This is a genomic window from Streptomyces sp. NPDC127190, assembly GCF_042672505.1.
GTDB lineage: Bacteria > Actinomycetota > Actinomycetes > Streptomycetales > Streptomycetaceae > Streptomyces.
The window spans coordinates 210506-235814 of the sequence record NZ_JBHXVE010000002.1 but is presented as its reverse complement, the minus strand read 5'-3'; the positions used below and the strand labels follow the sequence as shown (position 1 = coordinate 235814).

Below are 25309 nucleotides of genomic sequence, written 5' to 3'. Positions count from 1 at the left end.
CTCGCCGCGCTCGCTCCCCCCGCGCGCGCCCCCCCCCCCCCCGACAGACAATATCCACAACACTCTCTCCCACCTCCCCCCCCGCCCCCCCGCCACCCCCACCCAACCACACCCCCCCCAAAAACCAGAGGAACCAGGGGGACCCCATGGCCGACATCACCCGCCGCTTCGGCTGGCGCCATCTGCGGGGCGCGCCGACCGCGCACATCCGGCACCACCGCTCCGGACGGCTGGTGCACGACGGGCCCGGGCTCAGCTTCTGGTTCCGCGCGCTGACCGCGGCCCTCTCCGAGATCCCGGTGGACGACCGCGAACTGGCGATGACCTTCCACGCCCGTACGGCCGACTTCCAGGACGTGACCGTGCAGGCGACGGTCACCTACCGCATCGCCGACCCGGCGCTCGCCGCCACCCGGCTCGACTTCTCCGTCGACCCCGACACCGGCGCCTGGCGCGGCGCCCCGCTGGAACAGCTCGGCGCCCTGCTCACCGAGACGGCCCAGGAACACGCCCTGGACGTGCTGGCCGGCACCCCGCTGGCGGCCGCGCTGACCGGCGGGGTCGCTGCGGTGCGCGAGCGCCTCGCGGCCGGACTCGCCGCGGAGCCCCGGCTCCCGGCCACCGGTATCGAGGTGGTCGCCGTCCGCGTGGTCGCCGTCCGCCCGGAGGCCGAGGTGGAACGCGCGCTGCGCACACCGGCCCGGGAGCTGATCCAGCAGGAGGCCGACCGGGCGACCTACGAGCGCCGGGCGGTGGCCGTGGAGCGGGAGCGGGCGATCGCCGAGAACGAACTGGCCAGCAAGATCGAACTCGCCCGGCGCGAGGAGCAGTTGGTCGAGCAGCGCGGCACCAACGCGCGGCGCGAGGCCGAGGAGCTGGCGGCGGCGGACGCGGTGCGCGCGGACGCGGAGGCCACCCGCACGGTACGGCTCGCGGAGGCGGAAGCGGCCCGCACCGAGCGGCTGGCGCAGGCGGAGGCCGCCCGCACCGAGCGGATGACGACGGCCGAGGCCGCCCGGATGGAGCGGATGGCCGCGGCGGAGGCGGACAAGGCGGTACGGCTCGCCCGCGCGGAGGCCGAGCAGGCGCGCGAGGTGGGCGAGGCCCGGGCGCAGGCGCGGGCGGCCTGGCTGCGGGTGCACGCCGACGCCGAGGTGGCCACGCTGCACGCGCTCGCCGCGATGCGGGTGGCCGAGAACCTGCCGAACATCGACAGCGTGACCATCTCGCCGGACGTGCTGACCGGGCTCCTCGCGCGGCTCGGCGGCGCACCGGAGGCCGGGGCATGAGCCTCGCGCCGCGCGCCGTACTCGTCCACCGGACCACCGAGTACGAGGAGTTGGTGGCCCGGCACGGCACGCACGGCCAGGCCGCCTTCTTCCTCGCCTCCCGGGGCCGGGACATCGAGGAGGTCGCCGAGCGGCACCGGCGGGCCCACCGGGCACTGGCCGAGGTGGTCGCGGCGGTGCCGCTGACCTGGCGCCAGGCGCGGGTGGAGCGGGCCGACCTGGACCGGTTCCTGTTCGCCCCGGAGGACGTGGTCGTGGTGGTCGGACAGGACGGGCTGGTCGCGAACGTCGCCAAGTACCTGGCCGGCCAGCCGGTGATCGGCATCGACGCCGATCCCGGCCGCAACCCCGGTGTCCTGGTGCGCCACCGCCCGGCGGACGCCGCGCAGCTTCTGCCGGGGGTGTATCAGACCGGCGCCGACGAACTCACCATGGTGGAGGCCGTCGCCGATGACACCCAGCGGCTGGTGGCCCTCAACGAGATCTACCTGGGCGCCGCCGGTCATCAGACCGCCCGGTACCGCCTGGGCCTCGACGGCGACGGGGGTGTCGCCGAGGCCCAGGCCTCCTCCGGGGTGCTGGTCGGCACCGGCACCGGGGCGACGGGCTGGCTCCGCTCGGTGTGGCAGGAGCGCGGCAGCCGGCTCCCGCTGCCCTCCCCCACCGAGGACCGCCTGGTGTGGTTCGTCCGCGAGGCCTGGCCGTCCCCGGCCACCGGTACGACCCTGGTGGCGGGCGACCTCACGGCCGCGGCGGCGCTGACGCTCACCGTGGAGTCCGACCGCCTGATCGCCTTCGGCGACGGCATCGAATCCGACGCCCTCCACCTCACCTGGGGCCAGACGGTCCGCCTGGGCGTGTCCGCACACCGCCTGCGGCTGGCCGGGTAGTGCCGCGCAGTGGGTTCCTACAGGCGGGGGTCGACCGGTTCCGATTCCAGGGCCAGTACGCCGAACACCGCCTCGTGCACCCGCCACAGCGGCTCCCCGGCGGCGAGCCGGTCCAGGGCTTCCAGGCCGAGGGCGTACTCGCGCAGGGCGAGGGACCGCTTGTGGTTCAGGAACCGCTGCCGCAGCCGGCCGAGCTGCTCGGGCCGGGTGTACTCGGGGCCGTAGATGATCCGCAGGTACTCGCGGCCCCGGCACTTGATGCCGGGCTGCACCAGCCGGCCCTCCGGGCTGCGCACCAGCGCGCCGACCGGCTTGACGACCATGCCCTCGCCGCCGCGCCCGGTCATCTCCAGCCACCAGTCGACACCGGCACGGACCGACTCGGGATCGCCGGTGTCGACGTACAGCCGCCGGGTGGTCCGCAGCAGCCCGGTGCCGTCGTGCTCCACCATCCGGTCGATCAGGGCGAGTTGCTCGTCGTGCGGCAGCGCGGCGAGGCTGCGGCCCTGGGCGGCCAGGATCTGGAACGGGGCCAGCCGGACGCCGTCCAGGCCGTCGGTGGTCCAGCAATAGCGGCGGTAGGCGGCGGTGAACGCGGCCGCGTCGGCGGCGCGTTCCCGCTGGCGGTCCAGCAGGCCGGTGACGTCGACACCCCGGGCGGCGGCGGTCTCCAGCGCGGTCAGCGCGTCCGGGAACACCGCGCCGGAGGCGGCGCCCACGGCCGCGTACTGGCTGCGCAGCAGCCCCCCGGCCTTCAGCGACCAGGGCATCAGCTCGGCGTCCAGCAGCAGCCAGTCGGTGGCCAGTTCGTCCCACAGACCCGCGGCACCGATCGCCGAGCGAAGCCGGCCGAGGATCTCCTCGGTGACCTTCTCGTCGTCGAAGAACGGCCGCCCGGTACGGGTGTAGAGGGACCCGGTCGGGCCTCCCCCGCTCTCGGCTTCGCTCGAGCGGGAGGTGCCCCCAGCGCCGAACCGCTCGCGCGCCGTCGCCGCGTCCCGGCACACCAGGGCCACGGCCCGCGAGCCCATGTGCTTCTCCTCGCACACGACCCGCTCGACCCCGTCCCGCGCGTAACTCGCGAACGCCTCGACCGGATGCTCCAGGAAGTGTCCATCAGCGGCTCCGCCGCGGGCATCCGCCGTGGAGGTCGCCGTCGGCGCCATGGTCGGCGGCAGGTACGGCAGCAGGCGCGGGTCGACCGCGAAGCGGCTCATGACCTCCAGCGCAGCCGCCGCGTTCTCCTCGCGGACCGCCACCAGCCCCGCGTGCCGGGTCTCCACCGCCCGGCGGCCGTGCACGTCCGCCAGGTCCAGCGGACGGCCGTCCAGACCGCCGGGCGCCTCGGTGCGCAGCGGCCTCGCCGGCTCGTACCAGACCCGCTCGGCCGGTACGTCGACCAGCTCCCGCTCCGGCCAGCGCAGCGCGGTCAGTCTGCCGCCGAAGACGGCACCGGTGTCCAGACAGATGGTGTTGTTCAGCCAGCTCGCCTGCGGGACGGGGGTGTGGCCGTAGACCACCGCCGCCCGGCCCCGGTACTCCTCCGCCCACGGGTAGCGCACCGGCAGCCCGAACTCGTCGGTCTCGCCGGTGGTGTCGCCGTACAGGGCGTGCGAGCGGACCCGGCCGGAGGTGCGGCCGTGGTACTTCTCGGGCAGCCCGGCGTGGCAGACGACCAGCTTGCCGCCGTCGAGGACGTAGTGGCTGACGAGTCCGTCGAGGAACTCCCGCACCTCCTGCCGGAACTCCTCGCTCTCCTGCTCCATCTGCGCGATGGTCTCGGCCAGTCCGTGGGTGTGCCGGACGTTGCGGCCCTTGAGGTAACGGCCGTACTTGTTCTCGTGGTTGCCGGGCACGCACAGGGCGTTGCCCGACTTCACCATCGACATCACCCGGCGCAGCACCCCGGGGCTGTCGGGGCCGCGGTCGACGAGGTCGCCGACGAAGACGGCGGTACGGCCCTCGGGGTGGACTCCGTCGACGTAGCCCAGCTTGCCCAGCAGGGACTCCAGTTCGGCGGAGCAGCCGTGGATGTCGCCGACGATGTCGAAGGGGCCGGTGAGGTGGGTCAGGTCGTTGAACCGCTTCTCGGTGACGACGGTGGCCTGCTCGGCCTCCGCCGGGCCGCGCAGCACATGCACCTTGCGGAAGCCCTCGCGCTCCAGGTGGCGGAGCGAGCGGCGCAGTTCGCGGATGTGCCGCTGGATGACCCGGCGCGGCATGTCCGCGCGGTCGGCGCGGGCCGCGTTGCGCTCGGCGCACACCTCCTCCGGCATGTCCAGCACGATGGCGATGGGCAGGACGTCGTACTTCCGGGCGAGTTCGATCAGCTGGCGCCGGCTGTCCTGCTGCACGCTGGTGGCGTCCACCACGGTCCGGCGGCCGGCCGCCAGCCGCTTGCCGGCGATGTAGTGCAGGACGTCGAAGGCGTCCCGGGTGGCGCTCTGGTCGTTCTCGTCGTCACAGACCAGTCCGCGGCAGAAGTCCGAGGAGATGACCTCGGTGGGCTTGAAGTGCCGGCGGGCGAAGGTCGACTTGCCGGAGCCGGAGGCGCCGACGAGGACGACGAGGGAGAGGTCGGTGACGGGAAGGACCCGCCGCTTGCTGTCGGTCGCCTCGGTCATGCTGCCTTCGCCTCCTTCACGGCGTCGAGGGTGAACACTGCCATCTGGGTGGGCGGTCCCACCTCGGGGTCGTCGGGGCCGACGGGACGGAACTCCACGGTGTAGCCGTGCCGTTCGGCGACGGCGGCCGCCCAGGCGCGGAACTCCTCGCGGGTCCACTCGAAGCGGTGGTCGCCGTGGCGCACATGTCCGGCCGGGAGGGTCTCCCAGCGGACGTTGTACTCGACGTTCGGCGTGGTCACGAGGACCGTGCGCGGGCGGGCGTGCCCGAACACCGCGTACTCCAGCGCGGGCAGCCGGGGCAGGTCGAGGTGTTCGACGACCTCGCTGAGCACGGCGGCGTCGTAGCCCTTGAGCCGGTTGTCCGTGTAGGCGAGCGAGCCCTGGACGAGCCGGACCCGCGCGGCCTGCCGCTCGCCCATGCGGTCCAGCCCGAGCCGCCGCCCCGCGATGGCCAGCGCACGCATCGACACGTCGACGCCGACGATCTCGGTGAACCGTGCGTCCTTCAGCAGCGCCTGCACCAACTGGCCCTGGCCGCAGCCGAGATCGAGCACCCGGGCGGCACCGCAGGCGCCCAGCGCCTCGATGATCGCCTCCCGGCGCTGCACGGCGAGCGGGGTCGGCCGCTCCTCCGTCTCGGTCTCCTCCCCGACCGCGTTGTCGATGTCCTCGACCTCGCTGTCGTCGGCCTCCGCGAGCCGCACCAGCTCCAGCCGCTCCATGGCCTGCCGGGCCAGCGACCAGCGGCGGGACAGATAGCGGCCGACGATCAGCTTCTGCTCCGGGTGCCCGGGCAGCCAGCCCTCGCCGGCCCGCAGCAGCTTGTCCACCTCGTCGGCCGAGACCCAGTAGTGCTTGGCGTCGTCGAGCACCGGCAGCAGGACGTACAGATGGCGCAGCGCCTCGGCGAGGGTCAGCGTCCCGGCCTGAAGGACCAGGCGGACGTAGCGCGAGTCGCCCCACTGCGGGAACTCGCTGTCCAGGGCGACCGGTTCGGCGGTCACCGCCCAGCCGAGCGGCTCGAAGAGCCGGCGGACCAGTTCCGGTCCGCCGCGGGCGGGCAGCGCGGGAATCTCGATGCGCAGCGGCAGCGGGGTGGCGGCCCGCTCGGGGCGGGCGGTGCAGACCCCGCGCATGGCGCTGGAGAAGACACCGCTCAGCGCGACCGCGAGCAGCGAGGACGCGGCGTAGGGCCGGTCGTTGACGTACTGCGCGAGCGCCGCGTCGGGGGCGCCGCCGCGGCCCTTGCCCTTGCCCCGCCGGACCAGCGCGACCGGATCGATCTCCAGGAGCAGCGCGGCCGTGCAGCGCGTGTCGTCCGCCTCGGGGTAGAAGACGTGGGCGGTGCCGTGGGAGGTGGAGAACCGCTGCGCCTTGTCAGGGTGCTTGTGCAGCAGGAATCCGAGGTCGGTGGCCGGGCGGGCGGAGTCGCCGTGTGTGGAGATCGTCAGGAACACGCCACCGAGTCTGTCGCTCCCCCACCGCTGCGACCACTGGTTTTCCGCACCCCACTAGCCGGCGTCCTCCTTCTTCCAGGGGCCGACGCCGAGCCGGCCGGTGGTACCGAGGTCCAGTTCGGGGGTCACCGTCACGGGCGCGGCGCCGGGCCTGGCCCACACCCGGACGTAGGGCGCGTTGACGGGGGCGCCGGCCTCGGTGGTGTTGCGCCAGACGAGGGCGGCGTAGGCGCGCTCGCCGGGGGCGAGGGTGAGGGGCCGCGGGGTGCCGTCGGCGCCGGTGCTGGTGGCGACGCTTTCGCCGGGGACGATCCGGACGCCGGTGACGGGTGCGTGGTCGGCGCCGAGGACGCGGAGTGCGGGGCGGCCGTCGAGGGCGTACGGGCGTGTGCCGCAGTTCTCCAGGTGCAGGCCGACGACGCGCAGCCCCATGGCGGCGTCGCCCTGGTCGGGGTAGAGGCGTGTCCCGGAGGCCGGGCAGGGGCCGCCCTGGGAGGGCGCTTCGGCGGTGGGGACGCTGCGCACCTGCTCGACCGACACGCCGGCCACGGCGGAGGCGCCCGCGGGCAGTTCGCCGAGTACGACGCTGCCGCGGACGGTACGGCCCGGTCCGACGCCCGGCACGGTCTGCCGGGCGATGCCGGTGCCGTCGCCGGGCGCGGGCCGGAAGCGGAAGGTGACGGTGTAGGTCATCGCCGTCCGCTCGGGGTTGGTGACCGTGAAGTCGGCGAAGAGGCAGCCGCTCCGGCAGCCGTGGCCGCCGCCGGACACGCCGGTGATCGTCACCCCGTCCCGGGTCGGGGTGGCGGCGGGCAGCGGCTGCGGGGTGCCGGTGGCGGAAGGGCAGCGGGGTTCGGCGCCGGTCCCGCCCGGTCCGGCCGTCTTCGAGCCGCAGCCCGTCAGCGCGAGCAGGGTCACCGCGGCGGCGGCGCGAAGGAGCGGGGTTCGGCGCATCCGGTGATCGTCGACGGGGGCGGACCGGCCGGTGTAGGGCGGAGGCCACAGTTCCTGTCACAGGCGTGTCACAGGGCGGCCGGGGTGGCGTCCGGGGCGCTCAGGACTCCTGGTCGATGACCGACTGGGCCTTGTCGAGGGCGCGGGCGTCCGCGGCGAGCACCCGGTCGAGGTCGGCCTTGTGCCCGCCGATGGCGGCCTTCTGGGCGCGGATGTCGATGGTGTGCACGGTGCGGATGTAGTCGGTGTCGAGCTTGCACCGGGCGTCGGCGGTCGCGGTCTTCGTCTCCTTCTCCGAAGGCCCGTCGGTCCGGTGCCAGGCGAAGTCGTCGGTGGCCTGGTCGGGATCGGAGTAGTGGAAGCCCTTCTTCTTCATACAGGCCGACCAGGCGCGGTCGGCCTTCTTCCAGGCCGGGTCCTTCCGCGCCTGCTTGTGGGACTCGTACCAGAGTTCCATGGCCAGCGCGAAGGAGCCGGTGAGCTTCAGCCCGCCGACCTTCGTCGCCTTGGGCGGCGCGCCGTACAGCGTGCGGGTCGCCCGGCCCAGGCAGCCGCCCTCGGGGATGGCGTGACCGTGGGCGAGGTGGCTGTCGCCGGAGCCGAAGGCGCCGGTGAGCGCGAGGTACTGGTCGTCGGGCCACTCCTGCGGCTGGCTGTCCTTCTCCGGGTCGCGGAGGTGGTAGCCGCGCTGGGCCGCCAGATCGGGGTCGTCGACGCCGTACGGGCTGTCGTCACCGACCGAGCTGCTGAGCGGGGCGTTTCCCTTGCGGACCGGGTAGGTCGACTCGACGGTGCTGGTGTCGAGCGCCGAGAAGCCCGCGTACCCGAGGCCGATCATGCACCGCTTGGCCAGCAGCCACTGCGCCTTGACGATGGTCTTCCCGTCGTCCGAGGCGGGGTCCGGCAGATAGCTGTGCAGCGGGAACGCCGCCATGGTGTTGAGTCGCCGGGCCTGCTCGGCATGGTCGTCGTCATGACCGGTGAACTGGCATGCCGACAGGGCCAGCAGGCCGGTGAGGGTGAGGGGAAGCACTTTGCGCACCCGGTCATCCGATCAGCTCGCGATCACGGGCGCTGTGATGGAGCCCACAGTTCCGTCACAGGTTCCACGGATACGGCACACCGTGCGGCGCTCGCACCGGCCGCTGTGATCTCCGCCATGGCCGCGGGAACCCGGACCTGATGGAGTGAGCGCCTGTCAACTGACCACTGACGCAAGGGGAACGAACCATGACGACCAGTCGAGGGATGCGCGCGGGCGGCAGAGCCGTCGCCACGGCGGCGGCCGGTGCCGTCCTCGCCACGGGGATCCTCGCGGCCGCACCGGCCCAGGCGGCGCCCGCGGCACAGCCGCACACGTCGGCGGGCGCGCCGTCGCGCGTGTCCGCCGCGGCGCCGCAGGTGTCGGCGCAGGGCGCGTACGCGATGAACGCGGCCACCGGCAAGGCGCTGTTCACCAAGGCCGCCACCGCACCGCTGCGCACCGGCTCCACGACGAAGATCATGACGGCGCTCGTGGTGCTGTCGCAGCCGAAGCTGAACCTCGACCGGAAGGTGAAGATCAAGAAGGAGTACACGGACTACGTGATCGACCCGGTCACCCATGTCCAGCGCTACTCCAGCGCACGACTGGTCCTCGGTGACTCGATGAAGGTGCGCGACCTGCTGTACGGGCTGATGCTGCCGTCGGGCTGCGACGCGGCCTACGCGCTGGCGGACACCTACGGCACCGGCTCGACGACGGCCGCCCGCACCAAGTCCTTCATCGCCAAGATGAACGCCAAGGCCCGTGAACTGGGCCTGACCAACACCTACTTCGACTCCTTCGACGGGGTGTCGAACGGCAACAACCACGCCTCGCCGCGCGACCTGGCGAAGCTGGCCGCGACCGCGCTGAAGAACGCGACGTTCAAGAAGGTCGTCGGCACCAAGAAGTACGCCGACATGACGTCGTACCGGCCCGGTGGCGGCACCACCGCCATGGCCCCCTGGAAGAACACGAACACCCTGCTCGACACCTACAAGGGCGCCATCGGCGTGAAGACCGGCTCCGGGACGGAGGCCGGGTTCTGCCTGGTGTTCGCGGCCACCCGGGGCGGCAAGACCGTCGTGGGCACGATCCTCGCGGACACCTCGGTGGACCAGCGGTTCAAGGACGCGACGAAGATCCTCGACTACGGCTTCGCCCAGCGCGGCTGAGTCCCCCGTCCCCCTGGCCCGGGCGAAGCCGGCCCGGGCCAGGGGGCTGCCGCGGGGGCGTTACGACAGCTGCGACTGGACCTGGGCGGAGATCAGCTCCAGGTGGTCCAGGTCGTCGAGGTCCAGGATCTGGAGGTAGATCCGCCGGGAGCCGATCTCGGCGTACCGGCCGATCTTGTCGACCACCTCGGCCGGGGAACCGGCGAGTCCGTTGACCTTCAGCTCCTCCACCTCACGGCCGATCGCGGCCGCACGCCGGGCCACCTCCTGGTCGTCCCGGCCGACGCAGACCACGAGGGCGTTGGAGTACGTCAGCTCGTCCGCGGCCCGGCCGGCCTCCTCGGCGGCGGCGCGTACCCGGCCGAACTGCCGCTCGCTGTCCTCGACCGAGGCGAACGGCATGTTGAACTCGTCCGCGTACCGGCCGGCCAGCCGCGGCGTGCGGGTCGCGCCGTGGCCGCCGATGAGCACCGGGATCCGCCGCTGGGCCGGCTTGGGCAGCGCGGGCGATTCGGTGAGGTCGTAGTACCTGCCGTGGAAGTCGAAGGTCTTGCCCACCTCGGTGGCCCACAGCCCGGTGACGATCGCCAGCTGCTCCTCCAGCCGCCCGAACTTCTCCTTCGGGAACGGGATGCCGTACGCCTTGTGCTCCTCCTCGAACCAGCCCGCGCCGAGGCCCAGCTCGACCCGGCCGCCGGACATCTGGTCCACCTGGGCGACCTGGATGGCGAGCACACCGGGCAGCCGGAAGGTGCCGGCGGTCATCAGGGTGCCGAGGCGGATGCGCCGGGTCTCGCGGGCGAGTCCGGCGAGCGTGATCCAGGCGTCCGTGGGACCGGGCAGTCCGTCGGAGCTGCCCATGCGGAGGTAGTGGTCGCTGCGGAAGAAGGCGTCGAAGCCGAGGTCCTCGGTGGCCTTGGCCACGGTGAGCAAGGTGTCGTAGGTGGCCCCCTGCTGGGGCTCGGTGAAGATTCGAAGGTCCATACATCCATCCTGCACGCCCCGGGCGCCGTCAACCTCGCCGGTACCCCGTGGCGCGGCGGTCCCCGGTCGGGTGAAATTCGCCGTCCCGCGCGCGGGCCGGGCGCCGGGCCAGTGACCGGCCCCGGCGGTGATCGTTGGGCCGTCGGAGCCGGACCGTCCGGCACCCGCGCCGGACGGTGGCCGCCGTCGCGCGTCAACGCACCGGCCCTGCCGGGGCCGGGGGCCGAGGAGGCCGTCATGTCCGAAGAGTCGGTTCCGCCGCAGGGTGGCCCGGCCGGTCAGCCGAGTGGCTCCGCCGGCCGGCCCAAGGGGCTGCTGGAGCAGATGGAGGAGCTGATGGCCGCGCTGAACGCGGATCTGTCGGCCCTGGCGGATCTTCAGGCGGGGGGACCGCGGCGGACCCCGGCCGGCGAGGCGGAGCTGGGCACTGCCTGACCCCTCGGCCGCCGGCGGCACCGCACCGGACACGCCGTCGACGCCCTCGCCGCACCCCGTCCCCTCGCTTGCTTCACTCAGCCGTACTCCCGCTCGGGTAACGCCTCCTCGCGCGCGGCCAGCTTGCGCAGCATCTCCAGGACGCGGTCACGGGACTCGTCGGCCGCGTCGATGGCCTCCATGCACTGCCAGTACGTGGTCTCGTCGGCCGCGGTGCTGGCCAGGCCGACCAGGGTGATGCCGACCTCGGCGAGCAGCCCGCCCAGGCAGAGCAGGGTCTCGCGGGCGTCGGTCAACCCGGTGAGCTGGGCGGCGCGCAGATCGCCGGGGTCGAGTTCGGGCGGGTCCAGGACGCCGCAGCCCCGGCCCGCCAGCTCGGTCAGGCCGAGCGCCTCGCCGCGCAGCTCCGGCGGACCGGAGACGGCGAGCCGGCTGCCGATCGCCTGGGCCAGGGCCTGTGCCTGCCACACCTCCGCCATCAGCTCCGGCGCGTCGGTGCCGCCCGTCAGGGCGCGCCGGCTCGTGAGGATCAGACCTATCGCTTCCACGCCGTACCCCCGTCCGTCCACCGCGCTGCCTCGCACGGCCGAGTGAACTCTTCTGTTCACTACCCAGAGTGAGGGTCTGTGGGGCGAAAAGCCAGAGGAAGACGGAAATCTGTGGACAACAATTCGGAATCGCCCCAGGAGTCAACTCCGGAGAGTGATAACGGAGTTGGAGGGTCCGGTCTCATCCGCTTCCGGTCCGCTTCATGGTTCGCCGCGGGGGAAGCGCTGTTCGTTGCGGTCGATCTTGGCGTCGAGGGCGGTGAGCGGGTCGATGCCGAGCACCTCGCAGACCTGGAGGAGGTAGGCGAGGACATCGGCGACCTCGTCCCGGACGCGGTGCGCGGTGTCGGGGTCCTCCATCACCCGGGCCGACTCCTCCGGGGTCAGCCACTGGAAGATCTCGACCAGTTCGGAGGCCTCCACGCTGAGCGCGGCGGCGAGGTTCTTGGGGGTGTGGTAGGGCTGCCAGTTCCGGGCGGCGGCGAACTCGGCCAGCCGGCGCTGGAGTCGGGCCAGGTCAGGGTGTTCCGTCACGGTTCAGGTGTACCACCGTGACGCCGGGGGTCCCGGTGGCCCACGAGGCGTCGCTCACCGCGGCGAGACAGCGGATGTGCCCGCGCTCGCCCATCCGGGCCGCCGTCGTCAGCAGTTCCCGGCGCTGGACGGGGTCGAGGGCGCGGTCGAAGCCGTCGGTGACGACCGTGAGGGTGCGCAGTGCGTCGGGCACCTCGCCGGGCGCGTCCAGGTCGAGGACGCCAGGGCCGGTGAGCAGGATCAGGGTGAGCGCCAGATAGCGCAGTTCGCCGTCGCCGAGGCGGGCCAGCTCGGTGTGGAAGCCGTCGCCCCGGTCGAGCACCGCCCGGACCGTGCCGTCGGCGAGCGGCTCGGCCACCAGGTCGGTCACCGGGCCGGCGCAGCCCGCGCGCAGCGCCTCGACCAGCTGGCCGTGGCGTCGTCCGCACTCCGCGCGGGTGCGCCACAGCACGTCGGCGAGGTTGTCGCAGCCGGGCAGGAGCCGGCCGGAGCCGGTGGGGACGGGGGTGCGCATGCAGTCGGGGCGGGGGTCGCAGGAGAAGACCGAGCGCAGGGCGACGACCATCTGCTCGGCCGCGGCCAGCACATGCCGCTGCCCCTCCGTCTTGCCGGCCACGCGCAGCGGCAGCAGGGCGGTGCCGAGACGGTCGTCGGGGAGCGGCGCGCGGGTCACCGGGGCGGAGCCGGCGGTGTGCCAGGCGGCCTGGACGGTACGGCGTCCCGGGTCGCGCAGGGCGGTCTCCAGCAGCACGGTGCCGCCCGCGCTCAGCCGCTCCCCCACGATGCGCAGTTCCGGTTCGGCCTGTACGGCGAGGTCCAGCCGGACCGGGCCCTGGCCGCCGTCGGCGGTACAGCCGATGCGGAAGCCGCGCCGGCCCTCGGCGTCGGGGCGGGCCCGCTCGGGCACACAGGCGACCGGGTCCGCGAAGACCTCCCGGAGCGGGGCGCCGGAGCCGAGCCGCGCGAGCGCCTCGCAGGCCGCGAGCGCGGTGGACTTGCCCGCCCCGCTGGGTCCCGCGAACACGGTGACCGGCCCCAGCGGAAACCCGGCCCGGCGATGCCCGGCGAAGGCCGACAGTCGCAACTCGGTGATTCTGGCGCGGACATCGACGGTGCGACGGGACTGCGCGGGAACGGTCCCGGCGGACACGGAAGGCACAGAGGGCACGGCCATGTCCGGACCGTAAGTCTCCCCCCACCCGCCGAACCGTTTTCGCACCGTCACGTTCCACCGATCGAGGGAAGCAACGGCCCCCACGACGACCTGGCGCTCCGCTCCGAGGGGGTGTGAAGCACCGTCCGTGCCGGTACGCCGGGGCGGGCCCGGACGGCAGCCGGGCTGATGCCCCCGGGGCGAACCGGTGCCGGACGTGCCGGGGGCCGGTCAGCCGCCGGAGGCTTCCATCAGGCCGCTGACTTCCGTGCCGGGCGGGGTGAGGAGGAAGACATTGCGGTCGACGCGGTGCATCCCGCTGCCCAGGCCGAAGACGACGCCGGTGCTGAAGTCGAGGACACGCTTGGCGACCTCGCTCTCCGCGCCGGACAGGTCGAGCAGCACCGGCGCGCCGGCCATCACGGTCTCGGCGACCTCCCGGGCGTCCGCGAAGACGTTGACCCGCAGCACCACGAAGCGGCGCCGCGTCTCCGTCTCGGCGTCGGGCAGCGAGCGGTGGTTCACCGCGGACGGCCAGGCGTCCCGGCCCCGCAGCGGCACGACCTGGGCGAGCCCTTCCCACTGTTCATCGGTGACGTCGTAACGGTTCACCGGCTCCCCCCGACCTGACTCGCACTCAATGCCTGCACCAGCCAATTCTTACGCCAAGTCACCCGTTCGGCCCAACAACGACACGGTGCGCGACCGCTCCGACGCGGCTGCACCGCACCGACCTGCGCCACTTATCCGAATTCGCCCGCTCCGTGCCGCCCTCATACCGTTCTCTTCACCTGTGGACACGCGTCGTTCAGACGCCGCCGATAGCGTCCGCGCGTGCACTTGGCAGAAACACCACAAATGACACCCGGCCGGGGGACACAGTCGGCGGTGTCCGCCGCCCCGGGGGTCCGCACCCAGAGCCCCGACGCCCCCGCGCAGTGGCACCGCGTACTGACCCTGCTCGCCGACGTCAGCCTCTTCATCGGCACCCGCACGGTGTGGACCCAGGCCGCCTCGCACCGGGTGGTCCTCGCGGGCGTCATCTCCCTGTGCTACGCCGCCATCCTGGTGACCGGCGTGCTCACGCTGACGGTCCGCCGGACGCGCTCCCTGGCCCGCCTGGACCTCGTGGTGCTGGCGACCGCGATCGTGCTCACCCTGTGCACCTGGGCGCTCAACCACGCGGGCGGCGACGAGGCCGTCCTCACCACCCAGGCCGCCAGGGAACTGGCCGCCGGACACCAGGTGTACGACCAGCCGTGGCCCTGGCTCTTCCACGGCAAGGGCGTCGCCCTGACCCCGACGACGACCGGCGGTTACGACTTCACCTACGGCTATCCCCCGCTGGCCCCGCTGCTCACCGCGCCCTTCCTGTGGCTGGGCCACGGCGGCGCGCCGGCGACCCTCGCGGTGACGGTCGTACTGATCGCGGGCGCGGTCCTGCTGTGGCGGCTGCTGCCGGTGCCGTGGCGCTCGGCGGCGACGATGCTCTGCCTGGGGTTCGGCTTCCTGCCGATGTACGCCCGCCAGGGCTATCCGGCGATCGTCGGCATGGTGCTGCTGATGCCGGTGGTGGTGTGCTGGCCCCGGCTCGGCGCGCGCGGCCGGCTCGGCGCGTACGGCGTCGTACGGGCCGTATGCCTGGGGGCCGCCTGCGCGGCCCAGCAACTGCCCTGGTTCGTCACGCCGTTCCTGCTGGCCGGGATCTACGCGGTGCGCCGGGGCGAGCTGGGCGGGCGGGCCGCCGCGCGGGTGGTGCTGCGGTTCGTGGGGATCGCGGTCCTCGCCTGGCTGGTGATCAACGCGTACTTCGTGGTCAGTGAGCCGGGTCCGTGGATCCGGGGCATCGCGCTGCCGCTGACGCAGGGTGCGCTGGTGCACGGTCAGGGCCTGGTGGGCATCTCGCTGTACTTCACGCACGGCAGCGACCGGCTCGACTGGTACGGCCACGCGAGCATGCTGCTCGCCGCGGCCCTGCTGGCGCTGTTCGTGCTGTTCGTCCGGCGGCTCGGCCCGGCCGCGACCGTGCTGCCCTGGTGCGCGTTCTTTCTGGCGACCCGCTCCCAGGACGGCTACTACCTGCTGATGACGCCGCTGTGGCTGGCGGCGGCGGTCACCGTGCCGCTGTCGGAGTTCACGCGCGCGTGGCAGCCGCGCCCCCGCTGGGCGGCCGGGCCGCGGCGCCGGCCGGCCCTGGCCGCGGCGGTCGTCCTGCTGGTCGCGCCCGCGCTGGTGAGCGCGACCCTCGGGGCCACGGGCAGGCCGCCGCTGCAGATGGACATCACCGGGGTCCGGCACGCCTCCGCGCGCACGCTGTCGGCGCTGACCGTGCGGGTCACCAACACGGGCGACGACGCGCTCACGCCGTACTACATGCTCACCGTCGGCCAGGGCATGAACCGGTTCTGGTCCCTGGCGCACGGACCGGCCACGATCCCCGCGCACACCACGGCGACCGTCGAGCTGCGGGCACCGTCCGGGAGTTTCCCGGTCCCCGCGAAGCGGAGCGCGCACCTGCGTCTGCGCGCGTTCACGGCGACCCCGCAGACGCTGTCCAGCCGGGATGTGCGCCGGGCCGAGCTGGGCGACGCGGGCTGACCTGGGGCCGCACGCCCCGGCGTCAGTCGGCGGTGCGGGTGAAGCGCAGGGCGGCCGTGACGGTGGTCGGCCCGGACATCATGCCCAGCGGGTTCTTGCCGACGCCGAACCGCTCGCGGTCCACGGTGAACTCGGTCTCCAGGGTGAGCGCGCCGGCGCTCGCGTCGGACAGGCGCGCGGTGAACGACACGGGCTTGGCGACGCCCCGCACGGTGAGCCGGCCGGAGAAGCGGACCCGGTCGCCGTCCTGGCGTTCGGCGCTGTCGACGGCGAGGGTGATCTCCGGGTGGCGGCCGGCGTCGAAGAAGTCGGCCGAGCGCAGGTGCTCGTCCCGCTTGGCGCTCTTGGTGTCCAGCGAGGCCACGTCCAGGGTCAGGGTGCCGGTGGCGGAGCCGTCGGGCTGCACCACGCCGCTGCCGGCGACCGTGGCGAAGGTGCCCTGCACGGTGGCCAGACCCCAGTAGGTCTTGTGCCGCAGGCCCACGGTGGACGCGGTCGGGTCGAGTTGCCAGGTGCCTGTTTCCACGGCGACCGTCACGGTCGTCCTCCTCGATCGGTTGGCCACTTGGGGACGGCCCCACGCTAGCCGCTCATCCAAATTTGAACAACCCAGTCATCCAGATTTGGACAACCCAGTCATCCATATTTGGACAACCAACTTGTCCAATAATAAACATTCACTCATCCAAAATTGGACAAGGCGGTAGACTCGGCGTATGCCCGCCTCCGACACCGACGCCCCCGACCAGCAGCCCGCCTGCCCCGCCGCCGGAACCGGCCAGGGACTGCTCCCGGACGAGCTGCGGGCCTGGATGGTCGTCCTGGCCGCGACGGGCGCGGTGGAGCAGCGGCTGCGCTCGGCCGTACGGGAGGCCCTGGACGTCTCCCACGACGAGTTCCTGATCCTGTGCCTGCTGGCCGAACACCCCCGCGAGGGGCTGCGCATGACCCAGGCCGCCGACCTCCTCGGCCGCCCCAAGACCCGGCTCACCTACCAGGTCGCCTGCCTCCAGCACGCCGGGCTGGTCAGCCGCGGCTCGGTCCGCGGCGACAAGCGGGGCGTGGTGATCGCCCTCACCGACAAGGCGCGCGAGCTGCTGCGCGAGACCTCCGTCCTGCTCGCCCGCTCCGTCCGGGAGGCCCTCGCCGACTCGATGGGCCCCGAACAGCGCGCGGCCATGTGCGCCTTGGTGCCGGGCTTCGAGGAGGCGTAGGGCCCCTCCTCCCCCGCGGCCCGCGATTGTCAGTGGGGGTCGGCATGATGGAGGCCGGAGCGGGAGGGGGACGCGGTGGAGAACATGACGGCGGCCGAACTCCAGGGCACCTTCGAGCTGTCGAGCGGGGCCTGGGAGCGGATCAGCACAGCACCGGGGATGATCGAGCCGATCGACCCGGAGTACACGGACGGGGTCACCAAGTGGCCGGCACAGGGCTTCGCCCGCTGGCTGGCCCGCCGGCACCCGGAGCTGTCCGGGGCCGTTCCCGCCCTGCTGCGTCCCGCTCCGGACACCAAGCCCGACTACCTCGGCGGCCGGTACGCGGCGTCCGACGAGGTGGGACACGACCGGGAGCACTTCGCGGGGCTGTGGCGGACCGGCGCGGGGGTGGTGGCGGTGGTCTATCCGCGCGGCCATGTCCGCACCCCGCGCGACCTCCTCGAGTTCCACGCCGACGCCGTGACCGTCGTGGTCGTACAGACGCAGTACGACCTGTACGGCCCCGCCCTGGAGGCGGTCGACCGCGACCGCCCCGAGCTGCCGTACGAACCCCGGTGGTCGGAGATCGCGGCCCACATCGGGACGCAAGTGCCGTGGTGGCCGGTCGAGTTGCGCAGGCCGGAGCATCTCCTCGGCTGGCGGCCGGGCGACCGGCCCGCACCCGTCGACGTGGTCACCTCGCCCTCCTGGGAGCCGCTCTACGAGCTGGCGCGGGCGGAGCCGGAGGGCTCGGCCGTGCGCGGAGCCTGCTTCACCATCGGCCACGAGATCAGGACCCGGTCCGCCGAGTCGGCCGAGCACGAGGTGACGGGCATCCTCGAGAAGCGGGCGAGACACCCCAGGACGGCCGCCGAGCGCGCCGCGATGGTCCTTCCGGCCGTCCCCGCGACGGAGGACCCCGGGCGGTCCGAGACGGTCCCGGCCGACGTGGTCGCGCGGGGCCTCGCGGAGCTGTGCGCCCGCACCGACGACGAGGCGGTGGAGTGCCTGGAGCAGATCAGCATGTGGAGCGGCGAGCACTTCCCCTTCGGCGGGGTCTTCAGCATCGTCCGCTCGCGCGTCACCCGCGAGGCCGCCGAGTGGATCAACCGGCTGCGCCGGGTCAGCCCCACCGCGATCCACCGCCTCTGGACACGCGACGGCGCCACCCCGGTGGGCGCGTTCGTGGACCCCGTCACGGGCAGTCCGGTGGTGGCCTTCAAGGGGCGCTTCGGCTCCCGGGACAGACGGGAGATCAGCTACCTCGGCAGCGCACCCAAACGGCTGCCCGCGGGATCCGTCCTGAAGGAGGTCGTGCTGGACGACCCGATCTGGGTCCGCACCACGGACGGCGTCCTGTATCCCGCGCCGAGCATGGACGCGCCCGGACTCTCCTGGGGCTACCGCGGATCGGGCCCCCGCACCCTCGCCACCTGCGTGGGCCGGCTGCTGGACGACGGCTCGGCCCACGCGGTCACCTACGGCACGGACCGTGACGACGAGCCGGGGCTGACGGCGTACTTCACGCTCGGGCACAAGCCGGGCACCCGCATCCCGCGCAGACGGCTCGAAGCCGCACGCGCCTCGGCCACACCGGACCCCACCCTCTGAAAGGTCATCCCCAACCATGCCGGGACGCCACCCGACCCTGCCGTGGGACAGCGCCTTCCCCTTCGCCTACGGCCGGGAGGCCGCGGCCTACGAGGCCGTGGTCGACCTCTGTCTGCGCGAACCCGCCATAGCGCGGCGCCTGGGCAAGAGGCCGCAGGCCACCGCGGAGAACGTGCGCGCCAACATGCTGACGGAGGCGAACGTGCGCCGGGCCGTCCGGCCCTGTCTGGAGCACCAGCAGCGGTTCCGCGCCGCCCTGCGGCGCTACGAGGACGCCCGGGACCGGCGGGACTATCTGCACGATCCGCCGGCCCCCGAGACCTTCGTCCTCCTCGGCCTGACGGCCTGCCTCCTGCTGGCGCTCGTCCTGGCCCCCTGGACCATGGTCGCGGGCGCCGCGGCGGTGCTGGCCGCGGCCGGATACGCCGTGCGGCGCGATCCGCGGCGGCGCATGCGGGTGCGGCACAACGCCGGAGAAGCCCTGCTGAGCGCCGTCGTCCCGGTGTACGAGAGGCTGGCCGACTCCCGGGGCCAGACATGGCGGCGCGAGTTGCAGGCCAAGGGCGTCGGTCCGTTGATGGCCCGGGTGGTCGAGGCGCTCCTCGGCGAGGACAGCGACTCCCTGCTGCTGCCCGACGGCTACGAGGGGCTGCGCTCCCCGCGCAACCGGCAGTACGTCATCGAGAACGAGGCCGCCCGGCGGCTCACCCGGAAGGTGGCCCAGCGCGAGGGCGGCACCATCGCCGTGAGCGGGCCGCGCGGCGCGGGCAAGTCGACGCTGCTGGAGAACTGCGCGGAGGAGGCCGACTTCGCGGTCGTGGTCCAGGCACCGGCGACCTACTCCCCGTACGAGTTCCTGGTCTCGCTGTACATCGAGGTCTGCGAGCAGTACCTGCGGGACGGCGACTACGACGTGCCCGAGTTCGCCCGGCTGTCGACCGTCGGCCGGGTCGCCCGCCGACTCGCCCCGCCGCTGCGGCGCCTGACGCGGTATCTCGGCTTCGCGCTGCCGGCGGCCGCGCTGGTGGCCCTCGGCCTGGCGGCCGCCGTCCGGTCCCTACGGGTGCGCTACACGGACACCGTCCGGCATCACGCACAGGCTCTGTGGGCCCAGCTCTGCCATGCCGTGCGGGAGGTCTGGCAGGGGCACCAGGTCCTGGCGGCCCTGGCGGTCGTCGGCGCCGGCGTGCTGATCTGGCGCTCGCGCCGCTGGCGGGGGTGGGGCGGGCTGCTGACGGGACTGCGCGCCGGCGGCGCCGACCTGGGCGGCCGGTGCCTGGTCTGCGCGGCGCCCGTCTCCCTCTTCTTCGACGACGACATCCGGCGGCACGTCGGAGAGACAGGGGCGCTCCCCTCGTGGACCGTGACCGTCCTCATCGGTATCGCCATGCTCCTCGCCCTCGGATACGTCCTCGACCCCTTGTGGACCGTCGGCCCGGTCACCGTCGAAGCCCGCCCGTTCCTCCTCGCCCTCTTCTTCCTCGATCTGGTCCCGTTCTACTGGACCCCGGCGGGGCACGCCCTGGTGGCCGACCCCGGCAACCCGCTGCGGCTGGGCTGTCTGCTGCTCGGTCTGCTGCTGCTCAGGGCCGGCAGACTGACCCTGCGCCGGCCGGAACCGCCGCTCGTCACCCGGTGCCGCAACGAGCTGTACCGGCTCCAGACGGTGCAGTCCTCCTCGCTCGCCCTGACCAGCGGTCCGCCCGCGCTGGTGTCCTCCCACACCTCCTCGCTGTCCACGGTGCCGCCCGCGCTGCCCGCGCTGGTGTCCGACTTCCGGGAGCTGCTCACCGACATCGCGCGGGAGCGGTACGCCCGCAAGGGCCGGGTGGTCATCGCCGTGGACGAGATCGACCGGCTCGGCTCGGACACCCAGGCCCTGGCGTTCCTCGGCGAGATCAAGGCGATCCTGGGCGTCCCCCATGTGCACTACCTGATCTCGGTGGCCGAGGACGTCGGCGCCTCCTTCGTCCGCCGTGGGCTGCCGCACCGCGGGGTGACGGACAGTTCCCTGGACGACATCGTCCATGTGCCGCCCTGCACGCTCGCCGAGTCGAAGAACATCCTCGAACGCCGCGCGGCAGGGCTGTCGGAGCCGTACAGCCTGCTGGCGCACGCGCTGTCGGGCGGGATCCCCCGCGACCTCATCCGCTACGGCCTGCGGATCATGGAGATCGAGGAGAAGACCCGGTTCTTCGAGCTGACCGACATCTCGCGGCAGATGATCCTGGAGGAGCTGGCGGAGACGCTGGCCGGGTTCCGCACGCTGCTCGGCAAGCAGCAGTGGACCCGTGAGACCAGCGAGGTGCTGCTGACCTTCCGTTCCCTGATGGACCATTTCCGGCAGCTGTGTCCCTGTCCGTCCACCGAACTCCACCAGGCGCTGCGGCACGTGGCGTTCTACGACCTTCAGGAGCGGCTGGGCAGCGCCGCCCAGGACGTTCCGGAGGAGGTCCGCCGGCTGGTCGACGAGGCGTCGGCCTACGTGCTCTTCTCGCTGACGCTGCTGGACGTGTTCGGCACCCCCGACTTCGCGCGCCGCAGGGCCCGGGCGGCACGCCACGCCGACGGCGACCCGGATCTGCTGGCGCAGGCCAGACACGAGCTGGAGATCTCGCCGTACAGCGCGCGTTCCCTGATCACGGCGATCAGGGCGGCCTGGGGGGTGCCGCACCACTCGGGGCGGACGGTCTCCACGCTGCCCCGGCCCAGACGGTCGCCGTGTGCGCTGCACCCGGTCGGCGGCGCCGCTCCCGGCGGGCCCGACACGGAGGAGAGGGGCGGGTCACAGAGGCAGAGGGAGCAACGTCACAACCCGGAGCCCCCTGCGAGCTGAGCACTTGCCCTAGCATCCGACCCATGACGGTCCTGCCTGACGACGGGCTCTCCCTGGCCGCCGAGTTCCCTGACGCGACGCACGAGCAGTGGCAACGCCTGGTCGAGGGTGTGCTGCGCAAGTCGGGCAAGGAAGTCTCGGGTACGGCCGCTGAGGACGCCCTGTCCACGACGCTGGAGGACGGGCTGCGCACCCGGCCCCTCTACACCGCGCGCGATGCCGCGCCCGACCCCGGTCTGCCGGGCTTCGCCCCCTTCGTGCGGGGCGGCCGCCCCGAGGGCAGCACCGCCGGCGGCTGGGACGTACGGCAGCGGCACAACGCACTCGCGGACGGCGCCGTCCTGGCCGACCTGGAGAACGGCGGCACCTCGCTGTGGCTGGTGCTCGGCGAGGGCGGCATCCCGCTCGACGCCCTGGAGCGGGCGCTGGAAGGGGTCTATCTCGACCTGGCACCGGTCGTGCTGGACGCGGGCCGGGACACCGGGGCCGCCGCGGCGGCGCTGCTGGCGCTGTACGAGAAGCGGGGCGTCGGCGCCAAGGACGCGCGCGGCAACCTGGGCGGCGACCCGCTCGGCTACGAGGCCCGTACCGGCACCGCGCTGGACTTCGCGCCGTACGCCGCCCTGGCCGCGCGCTGCGCCGAGACCTATCCGGGCGTGCGCGCGCTGACGGTGGACGCGCTGCCGTACCACGAGGCGGGCGGCTCGGCCGCGCAGGAGCTGGGCGCCTCGCTCGCCACCGGTGTGGCCTATCTGCGCGAGCTGACCGAGGCGGGGCTGAGCGTCGAACAGGCCGCCGGGCAGCTGGAGTTCCGGTACGCGGCCACCGCCGACCAGTTCCTGACCGTCGCCAAGCTGCGCGCGGCGCGCCGGCTGTGGGCCCGCGTCGCCGAGGTGTGCGGGGCGCCGGAGGCCGGCGCGCAGGTCCAGCACGCGGTGACCTCGCCGGTGATGATGACCCGCCGCGACCCGTGGGTGAACATGCTCCGTACGACGGTCGCGACGCTGGCCGCCGGGGTCGGCGGCGCCGACGCGGTCACCGTGCTGCCGTTCGACCACGCGCTCGGCCTGCCGGACGCGTTCGCCCGTCGGATCGCCCGCAACACCTCCACGATCCTCATCGAGGAGTCCCACCTGGCCCGGGTCATCGACCCGGCGGGCGGCTCCTGGTACGTGGAGCGGCTGACCGACGACCTCGCCGAGGCCGCCTGGCGGTTCTTCCGGTCGATCGAGCGCGACGGCGGCCAGGCGGCCGTACTGCGCTCCGGCCGGCTGCGCACCGACCTCGCGACGACCTGGGCGGAGCGCTCCAAGCGGCTCGCCAAGCGACGCGAACCCATCACCGGCGTCAGCGAGTTCCCGCTGCTGGCCGAGAAGCCGGTGGAGCGCGAGCCCGCGCCCGAGCCGCCGTCCGGCGGACTGCCGCGGGTGCGCCGCGACGAGGCGTACGAGGAACTGCGCGCCCGTTCCGACGCCCATCTCGCGGCCACCGGAGCACGCCCGCGCGTCTTCCTCGCCACCCTGGGATCGGCCGCCGAGTACACCGCGCGCGCCACCTTCGCCGCCAACCTCTTCCAGGCGGGCGGCATCGAACCGGTCACCGAGGGCCGCTTCGAGGACAGCGGCGCCACCGAGGCCGTGCTGTGCTCCAGCGACGCCGTCTACGCCGAACAGGCCGTGCAGGCCGCCGAGTCGCTGCGGGCGGCCGGGGCCCGGCATGTGTTCCTGGCCGGCCGGCCGGGCGATCACGCCGGCATCGACTCGTACGTCTTCGCGGGCTGCGACGCCGTCGACGTGCTGTCCGCGACCCTCGACCGCATGGGAGTGTCCTGATGGGAATCCCCGACTTCTCCGGCATCGAGCTGGGGACCCCGGTCGCCGACGGCAGTGCCGAGCAGTGGCGTGCGGCGGCCGGCGGCGCAGAGCAGCTGTGGGAGACCCCGGAGGGCATCGGGGTCAAGCCGCTGTACACCGGCCGTGACCTGGAGGGCCTGGACTTCCTGGGCACCTACCCGGGCATCGCGCCGTATCTGCGCGGCCCGTACCCGACGATGTACGTCAACCAGCCCTGGACCATCCGCCAGTACGCGGGCTTCTCCACCGCCGAGGAGTCCAACGCGTTCTACCGGCGCAACCTGGCGGCCGGCCAGAAGGGCCTGTCGGTCGCGTTCGACCTGCCCACGCACCGCGGTTACGACAGCGACCACCCGCGGGTGACCGGTGACGTCGGCATGGCGGGCGTGGCCATCGACTCCATCTACGACATGCGGCAGCTGTTCGACGGCATCCCGCTCGACAAGATGACCGTGTCGATGACGATGAACGGCGCCGTGCTGCCGGTGCTGGCGCTGTACATCGTGGCGGCGGAGGAGCAGGGCGTACCGCCCGAGAAGCTGGCCGGGACCATCCAGAACGACATCCTCAAGGAGTTCATGGTCCGCAACACCTACATCTATCCGCCGAAGCCGTCGATGCGGATCATCTCCGACATCTTCGCGTACACCTCGCAGCGGATGCCCCGGTACAACTCCATCTCCATCTCCGGCTACCACATCCAGGAGGCGGGTGCGACGGCCGACCTGGAGCTGGCGTACACGCTCGCGGACGGGGTGGAGTACATCCGGGCGGGCCGGGAAGCGGGCCTGGACGTCGACGCGTTCGCGCCGCGCCTGTCCTTCTTCTGGGCGATCGGCATGAACTTCTTCATGGAGATCGCCAAGCTGCGGGCGGCGCGCCTGCTGTGGGCCAAGCTGGTCTCCCAGTTCGAGCCGAAGAACACCAAGTCGCTGTCGCTGCGCACCCATTCGCAGACCTCGGGCTGGTCGCTGACCGCGCAGGACGTGTTCAACAACGTCACGCGTACGGCCGTGGAGGCGATGGCGGCGACCCAGGGCCACACCCAGTCGCTGCACACCAACGCGCTGGACGAGGCCCTCGCCCTGCCGACGGACTTCTCCGCGCGCATCGCCCGCAACACCCAGCTGCTCATCCAGCAGGAGTCGGGCACCACCCGGGTCATCGACCCGTGGGGCGGCAGCGCCTATGTGGAGCGGCTGACGTACGACCTCGCACGCAAGGCGTGGGCGCACATCCAGGAGGTCGAGCAGGCGGGCGGCATGGCGCAGGCCATCGACGCCGGCATCCCGAAGCTGCGCGTGGAGGAGGCGGCGGCCCGCACCCAGGCCCGCATCGACTCCGGCCGCCAGCCGGTGATCGGTGTGAACAAGTACCGGGTCGACAGCGACGAGCAGATCGAGGTGCTCAAGGTCGACAACTCCTCCGTGCGCGCCCAGCAGATCGAGAAGCTGCGGCGGCTGCGCGCGGAGCGGGACGAGCAGGCCTGCCGGGACGCGCTGGACGCGCTGACCCGGGCCGCCGACGGCACCGAGAACCTGCTGGAGCTGGCGGTGCGCGCGGCCCGCGCGAAGGCGACCGTCGGCGAGATCTCGGACGCCCTGGAGAAGGTGTACGGGCGGCACGCGAGCCAGATCCGTACGATCTCCGGCGTGTACCGCAACGAAGCAGGCCAGTCCCCGTCCGTGGACCGCACCCGGGCCCTGGTGGAGAGGTTCGAGGAGGCGGAGGGCCGCCGGCCGCGCATCCTGGTCGCCAAGATGGGCCAGGACGGCCATGACCGCGGCCAGAAGGTGATCGCGACCGCCTTCGCCGACCTCGGCTTCGACGTCGACGTCGGCCCGCTGTTCCAGACGCCGGAGGAGGTCGCCCGGCAGGCGGTGGAGGCCGACGTGCACGTGGTCGGGGTGTCCTCGCTGGCCGCCGGTCACCTCACCCTCGTCCCGGCGCTGCGCGAGCGGCTGAAGGAGGAGGGCCGGGAGGACATCATGATCGTGGTCGGCGGTGTCATCCCGCCGCAGGACGTGCCGACGCTGCGGGAGATGGGCGCGGCGGAGGTGTTCCTGCCCGGCACGGTGATCCCGGACGCGGCCCACGACCTGGTGCAGCGGCTGGCGGCCGACCTCGGCCACGAGCTGTAACCCC

The 25309-nt window shown here is 73.2% G+C and carries 20 protein-coding genes; 10 read left to right on the top strand and 10 right to left on the bottom strand.

Annotation, left to right across the window (positions count from 1 at the left end):
* Positions 1-146 precede the first annotated feature (146 nt).
* Positions 147-1289 (top strand): SPFH domain-containing protein, encoded by a 1143-nt coding sequence (locus ACFVIU_RS04355; protein ID WP_385840529.1) that lies wholly within the window; start codon positions 147-149, stop codon positions 1287-1289.
* Entirely contained in the window at positions 1286-2179 is an 894-nt protein-coding gene (locus ACFVIU_RS04350) for a hypothetical protein (RefSeq protein ID WP_385840528.1), read from the top strand. The genes ACFVIU_RS04355 and ACFVIU_RS04350 overlap by 4 nt, the downstream gene beginning before the upstream one ends.
* Before the next feature lie 17 nt (positions 2180-2196).
* Here the strand turns inward: ACFVIU_RS04350 and ACFVIU_RS04345 are convergent, their stop codons facing one another.
* The 4 genes from ACFVIU_RS04345 to ACFVIU_RS04330 all read right to left on the bottom strand — a co-directional run bounded on the left by ACFVIU_RS04345 (position 2197) and on the right by ACFVIU_RS04330 (position 8250).
* Positions 2197-4803, bottom strand: a complete 2607-nt coding sequence (locus ACFVIU_RS04345) for a polynucleotide kinase-phosphatase (RefSeq protein ID WP_385840527.1) — start codon at positions 4801-4803, stop codon at positions 2197-2199.
* A complete protein-coding gene (locus tag ACFVIU_RS04340; protein WP_385840526.1) occupies positions 4800-6263 on the bottom strand; it encodes a 3' terminal RNA ribose 2'-O-methyltransferase Hen1 in 1464 nt (487 codons plus the stop codon). Before ACFVIU_RS04340 ends, ACFVIU_RS04345 begins: the two co-directional genes overlap by 4 nt.
* Positions 6264-6317: 54 nt before the next feature.
* The gene (locus tag ACFVIU_RS04335) at positions 6318-7217 is read right to left on the bottom strand and encodes a DUF4232 domain-containing protein (protein ID WP_385840525.1); all 900 of its coding nucleotides are present in this window, start codon (positions 7215-7217) and stop codon (positions 6318-6320) included.
* A 100-nt stretch (positions 7218-7317) separates the two neighbouring features.
* Positions 7318-8250, bottom strand: a complete 933-nt coding sequence (locus tag ACFVIU_RS04330; RefSeq protein WP_385840524.1) for a hypothetical protein — start codon at positions 8248-8250, stop codon at positions 7318-7320.
* Between the two features lie 197 nt (positions 8251-8447).
* On the opposite strand from ACFVIU_RS04330, the gene ACFVIU_RS04325 reads away from it, so the two are divergent.
* On the top strand, positions 8448-9416 hold the full coding sequence (locus tag ACFVIU_RS04325; RefSeq protein ID WP_385840523.1) for a D-alanyl-D-alanine carboxypeptidase family protein: 969 nt from the start codon (positions 8448-8450) through the stop codon (positions 9414-9416).
* 60 nt (positions 9417-9476) lie between these two features.
* Here ACFVIU_RS04325 and ACFVIU_RS04320 read toward each other — a convergent pair whose 3' ends face one another.
* Positions 9477-10400 carry an LLM class F420-dependent oxidoreductase gene (locus ACFVIU_RS04320; protein WP_385840522.1) on the bottom strand — a complete coding sequence of 308 codons (924 nt, stop codon included), beginning with the start codon at positions 10398-10400 and terminating at the stop codon, positions 9477-9479.
* Between the two features lie 237 nt (positions 10401-10637).
* Between ACFVIU_RS04320 and ACFVIU_RS04315 the strand changes: the two genes are divergently transcribed.
* Positions 10638-10835 carry a hypothetical protein gene (locus ACFVIU_RS04315; protein WP_385840521.1) on the top strand — a complete coding sequence of 66 codons (198 nt, stop codon included), beginning with the start codon at positions 10638-10640 and terminating at the stop codon, positions 10833-10835.
* Between the two features lie 77 nt (positions 10836-10912).
* On the opposite strand, the gene ACFVIU_RS04310 is transcribed toward ACFVIU_RS04315, so the two are convergent.
* The 4 genes from ACFVIU_RS04310 to ACFVIU_RS04295 form a co-directional block, all read right to left on the bottom strand.
* The gene (locus ACFVIU_RS04310) at positions 10913-11383 is read right to left on the bottom strand and encodes a DUF6099 family protein (protein WP_385840520.1); all 471 of its coding nucleotides are present in this window, start codon (positions 11381-11383) and stop codon (positions 10913-10915) included.
* Positions 11384-11584: 201 nt separating this feature from the next.
* Positions 11585-11917 carry a nucleotide pyrophosphohydrolase gene (locus tag ACFVIU_RS04305; protein ID WP_385840519.1) on the bottom strand — a complete coding sequence of 111 codons (333 nt, stop codon included), beginning with the start codon at positions 11915-11917 and terminating at the stop codon, positions 11585-11587.
* Entirely contained in the window at positions 11901-13091 is a 1191-nt protein-coding gene (locus ACFVIU_RS04300; protein ID WP_385840518.1) for an AAA family ATPase, read from the bottom strand. The genes ACFVIU_RS04305 and ACFVIU_RS04300 overlap by 17 nt, the downstream gene beginning before the upstream one ends.
* Positions 13092-13301: 210 nt before the next feature.
* Positions 13302-13682: a cell division protein SepF gene (locus ACFVIU_RS04295; RefSeq protein ID WP_385840517.1), complete on the bottom strand. Its 381-nt coding sequence runs from the start codon at positions 13680-13682 to the stop codon at positions 13302-13304.
* A 246-nt stretch (positions 13683-13928) separates the two neighbouring features.
* On the opposite strand from ACFVIU_RS04295, the gene ACFVIU_RS04290 reads away from it, so the two are divergent.
* The gene (locus tag ACFVIU_RS04290; protein WP_385840831.1) at positions 13929-15668 is read left to right on the top strand and encodes a hypothetical protein; all 1740 of its coding nucleotides are present in this window, start codon (positions 13929-13931) and stop codon (positions 15666-15668) included.
* Between the two features lie 22 nt (positions 15669-15690).
* On the opposite strand, the gene ACFVIU_RS04285 is transcribed toward ACFVIU_RS04290, so the two are convergent.
* Positions 15691-16206 carry a YceI family protein gene (locus ACFVIU_RS04285; protein ID WP_385840516.1) on the bottom strand — a complete coding sequence of 172 codons (516 nt, stop codon included), beginning with the start codon at positions 16204-16206 and terminating at the stop codon, positions 15691-15693.
* A 178-nt stretch (positions 16207-16384) separates the two neighbouring features.
* Between ACFVIU_RS04285 and ACFVIU_RS04280 the strand changes: the two genes are divergently transcribed.
* The 5 genes from ACFVIU_RS04280 to scpA all read left to right on the top strand — a co-directional run bounded on the left by ACFVIU_RS04280 (position 16385) and on the right by scpA (position 25305).
* Positions 16385-16882, top strand: coding sequence for a MarR family winged helix-turn-helix transcriptional regulator (locus ACFVIU_RS04280; protein ID WP_385840515.1), 498 nt, complete (start codon positions 16385-16387; stop codon positions 16880-16882).
* Positions 16883-16957: 75 nt separating this feature from the next.
* The gene (locus tag ACFVIU_RS04275) at positions 16958-18475 is read left to right on the top strand and encodes a hypothetical protein (RefSeq protein ID WP_385840514.1); all 1518 of its coding nucleotides are present in this window, start codon (positions 16958-16960) and stop codon (positions 18473-18475) included.
* Between the two features lie 16 nt (positions 18476-18491).
* Positions 18492-21311 (top strand): hypothetical protein, encoded by a 2820-nt coding sequence (locus tag ACFVIU_RS04270; protein ID WP_385840513.1) that lies wholly within the window; start codon positions 18492-18494, stop codon positions 21309-21311.
* 23 nt (positions 21312-21334) lie between these two features.
* Positions 21335-23143: a methylmalonyl-CoA mutase family protein gene (locus tag ACFVIU_RS04265; protein WP_385840512.1), complete on the top strand. Its 1809-nt coding sequence runs from the start codon at positions 21335-21337 to the stop codon at positions 23141-23143.
* Complete coding sequence (scpA, locus tag ACFVIU_RS04260) at positions 23143-25305, top strand: methylmalonyl-CoA mutase (RefSeq protein ID WP_385840511.1); 2163 nt, start codon at positions 23143-23145, stop codon at positions 25303-25305. The genes ACFVIU_RS04265 and scpA overlap by 1 nt, the downstream gene beginning before the upstream one ends.
* Positions 25306-25309: the final 4 nt, after the last annotated feature.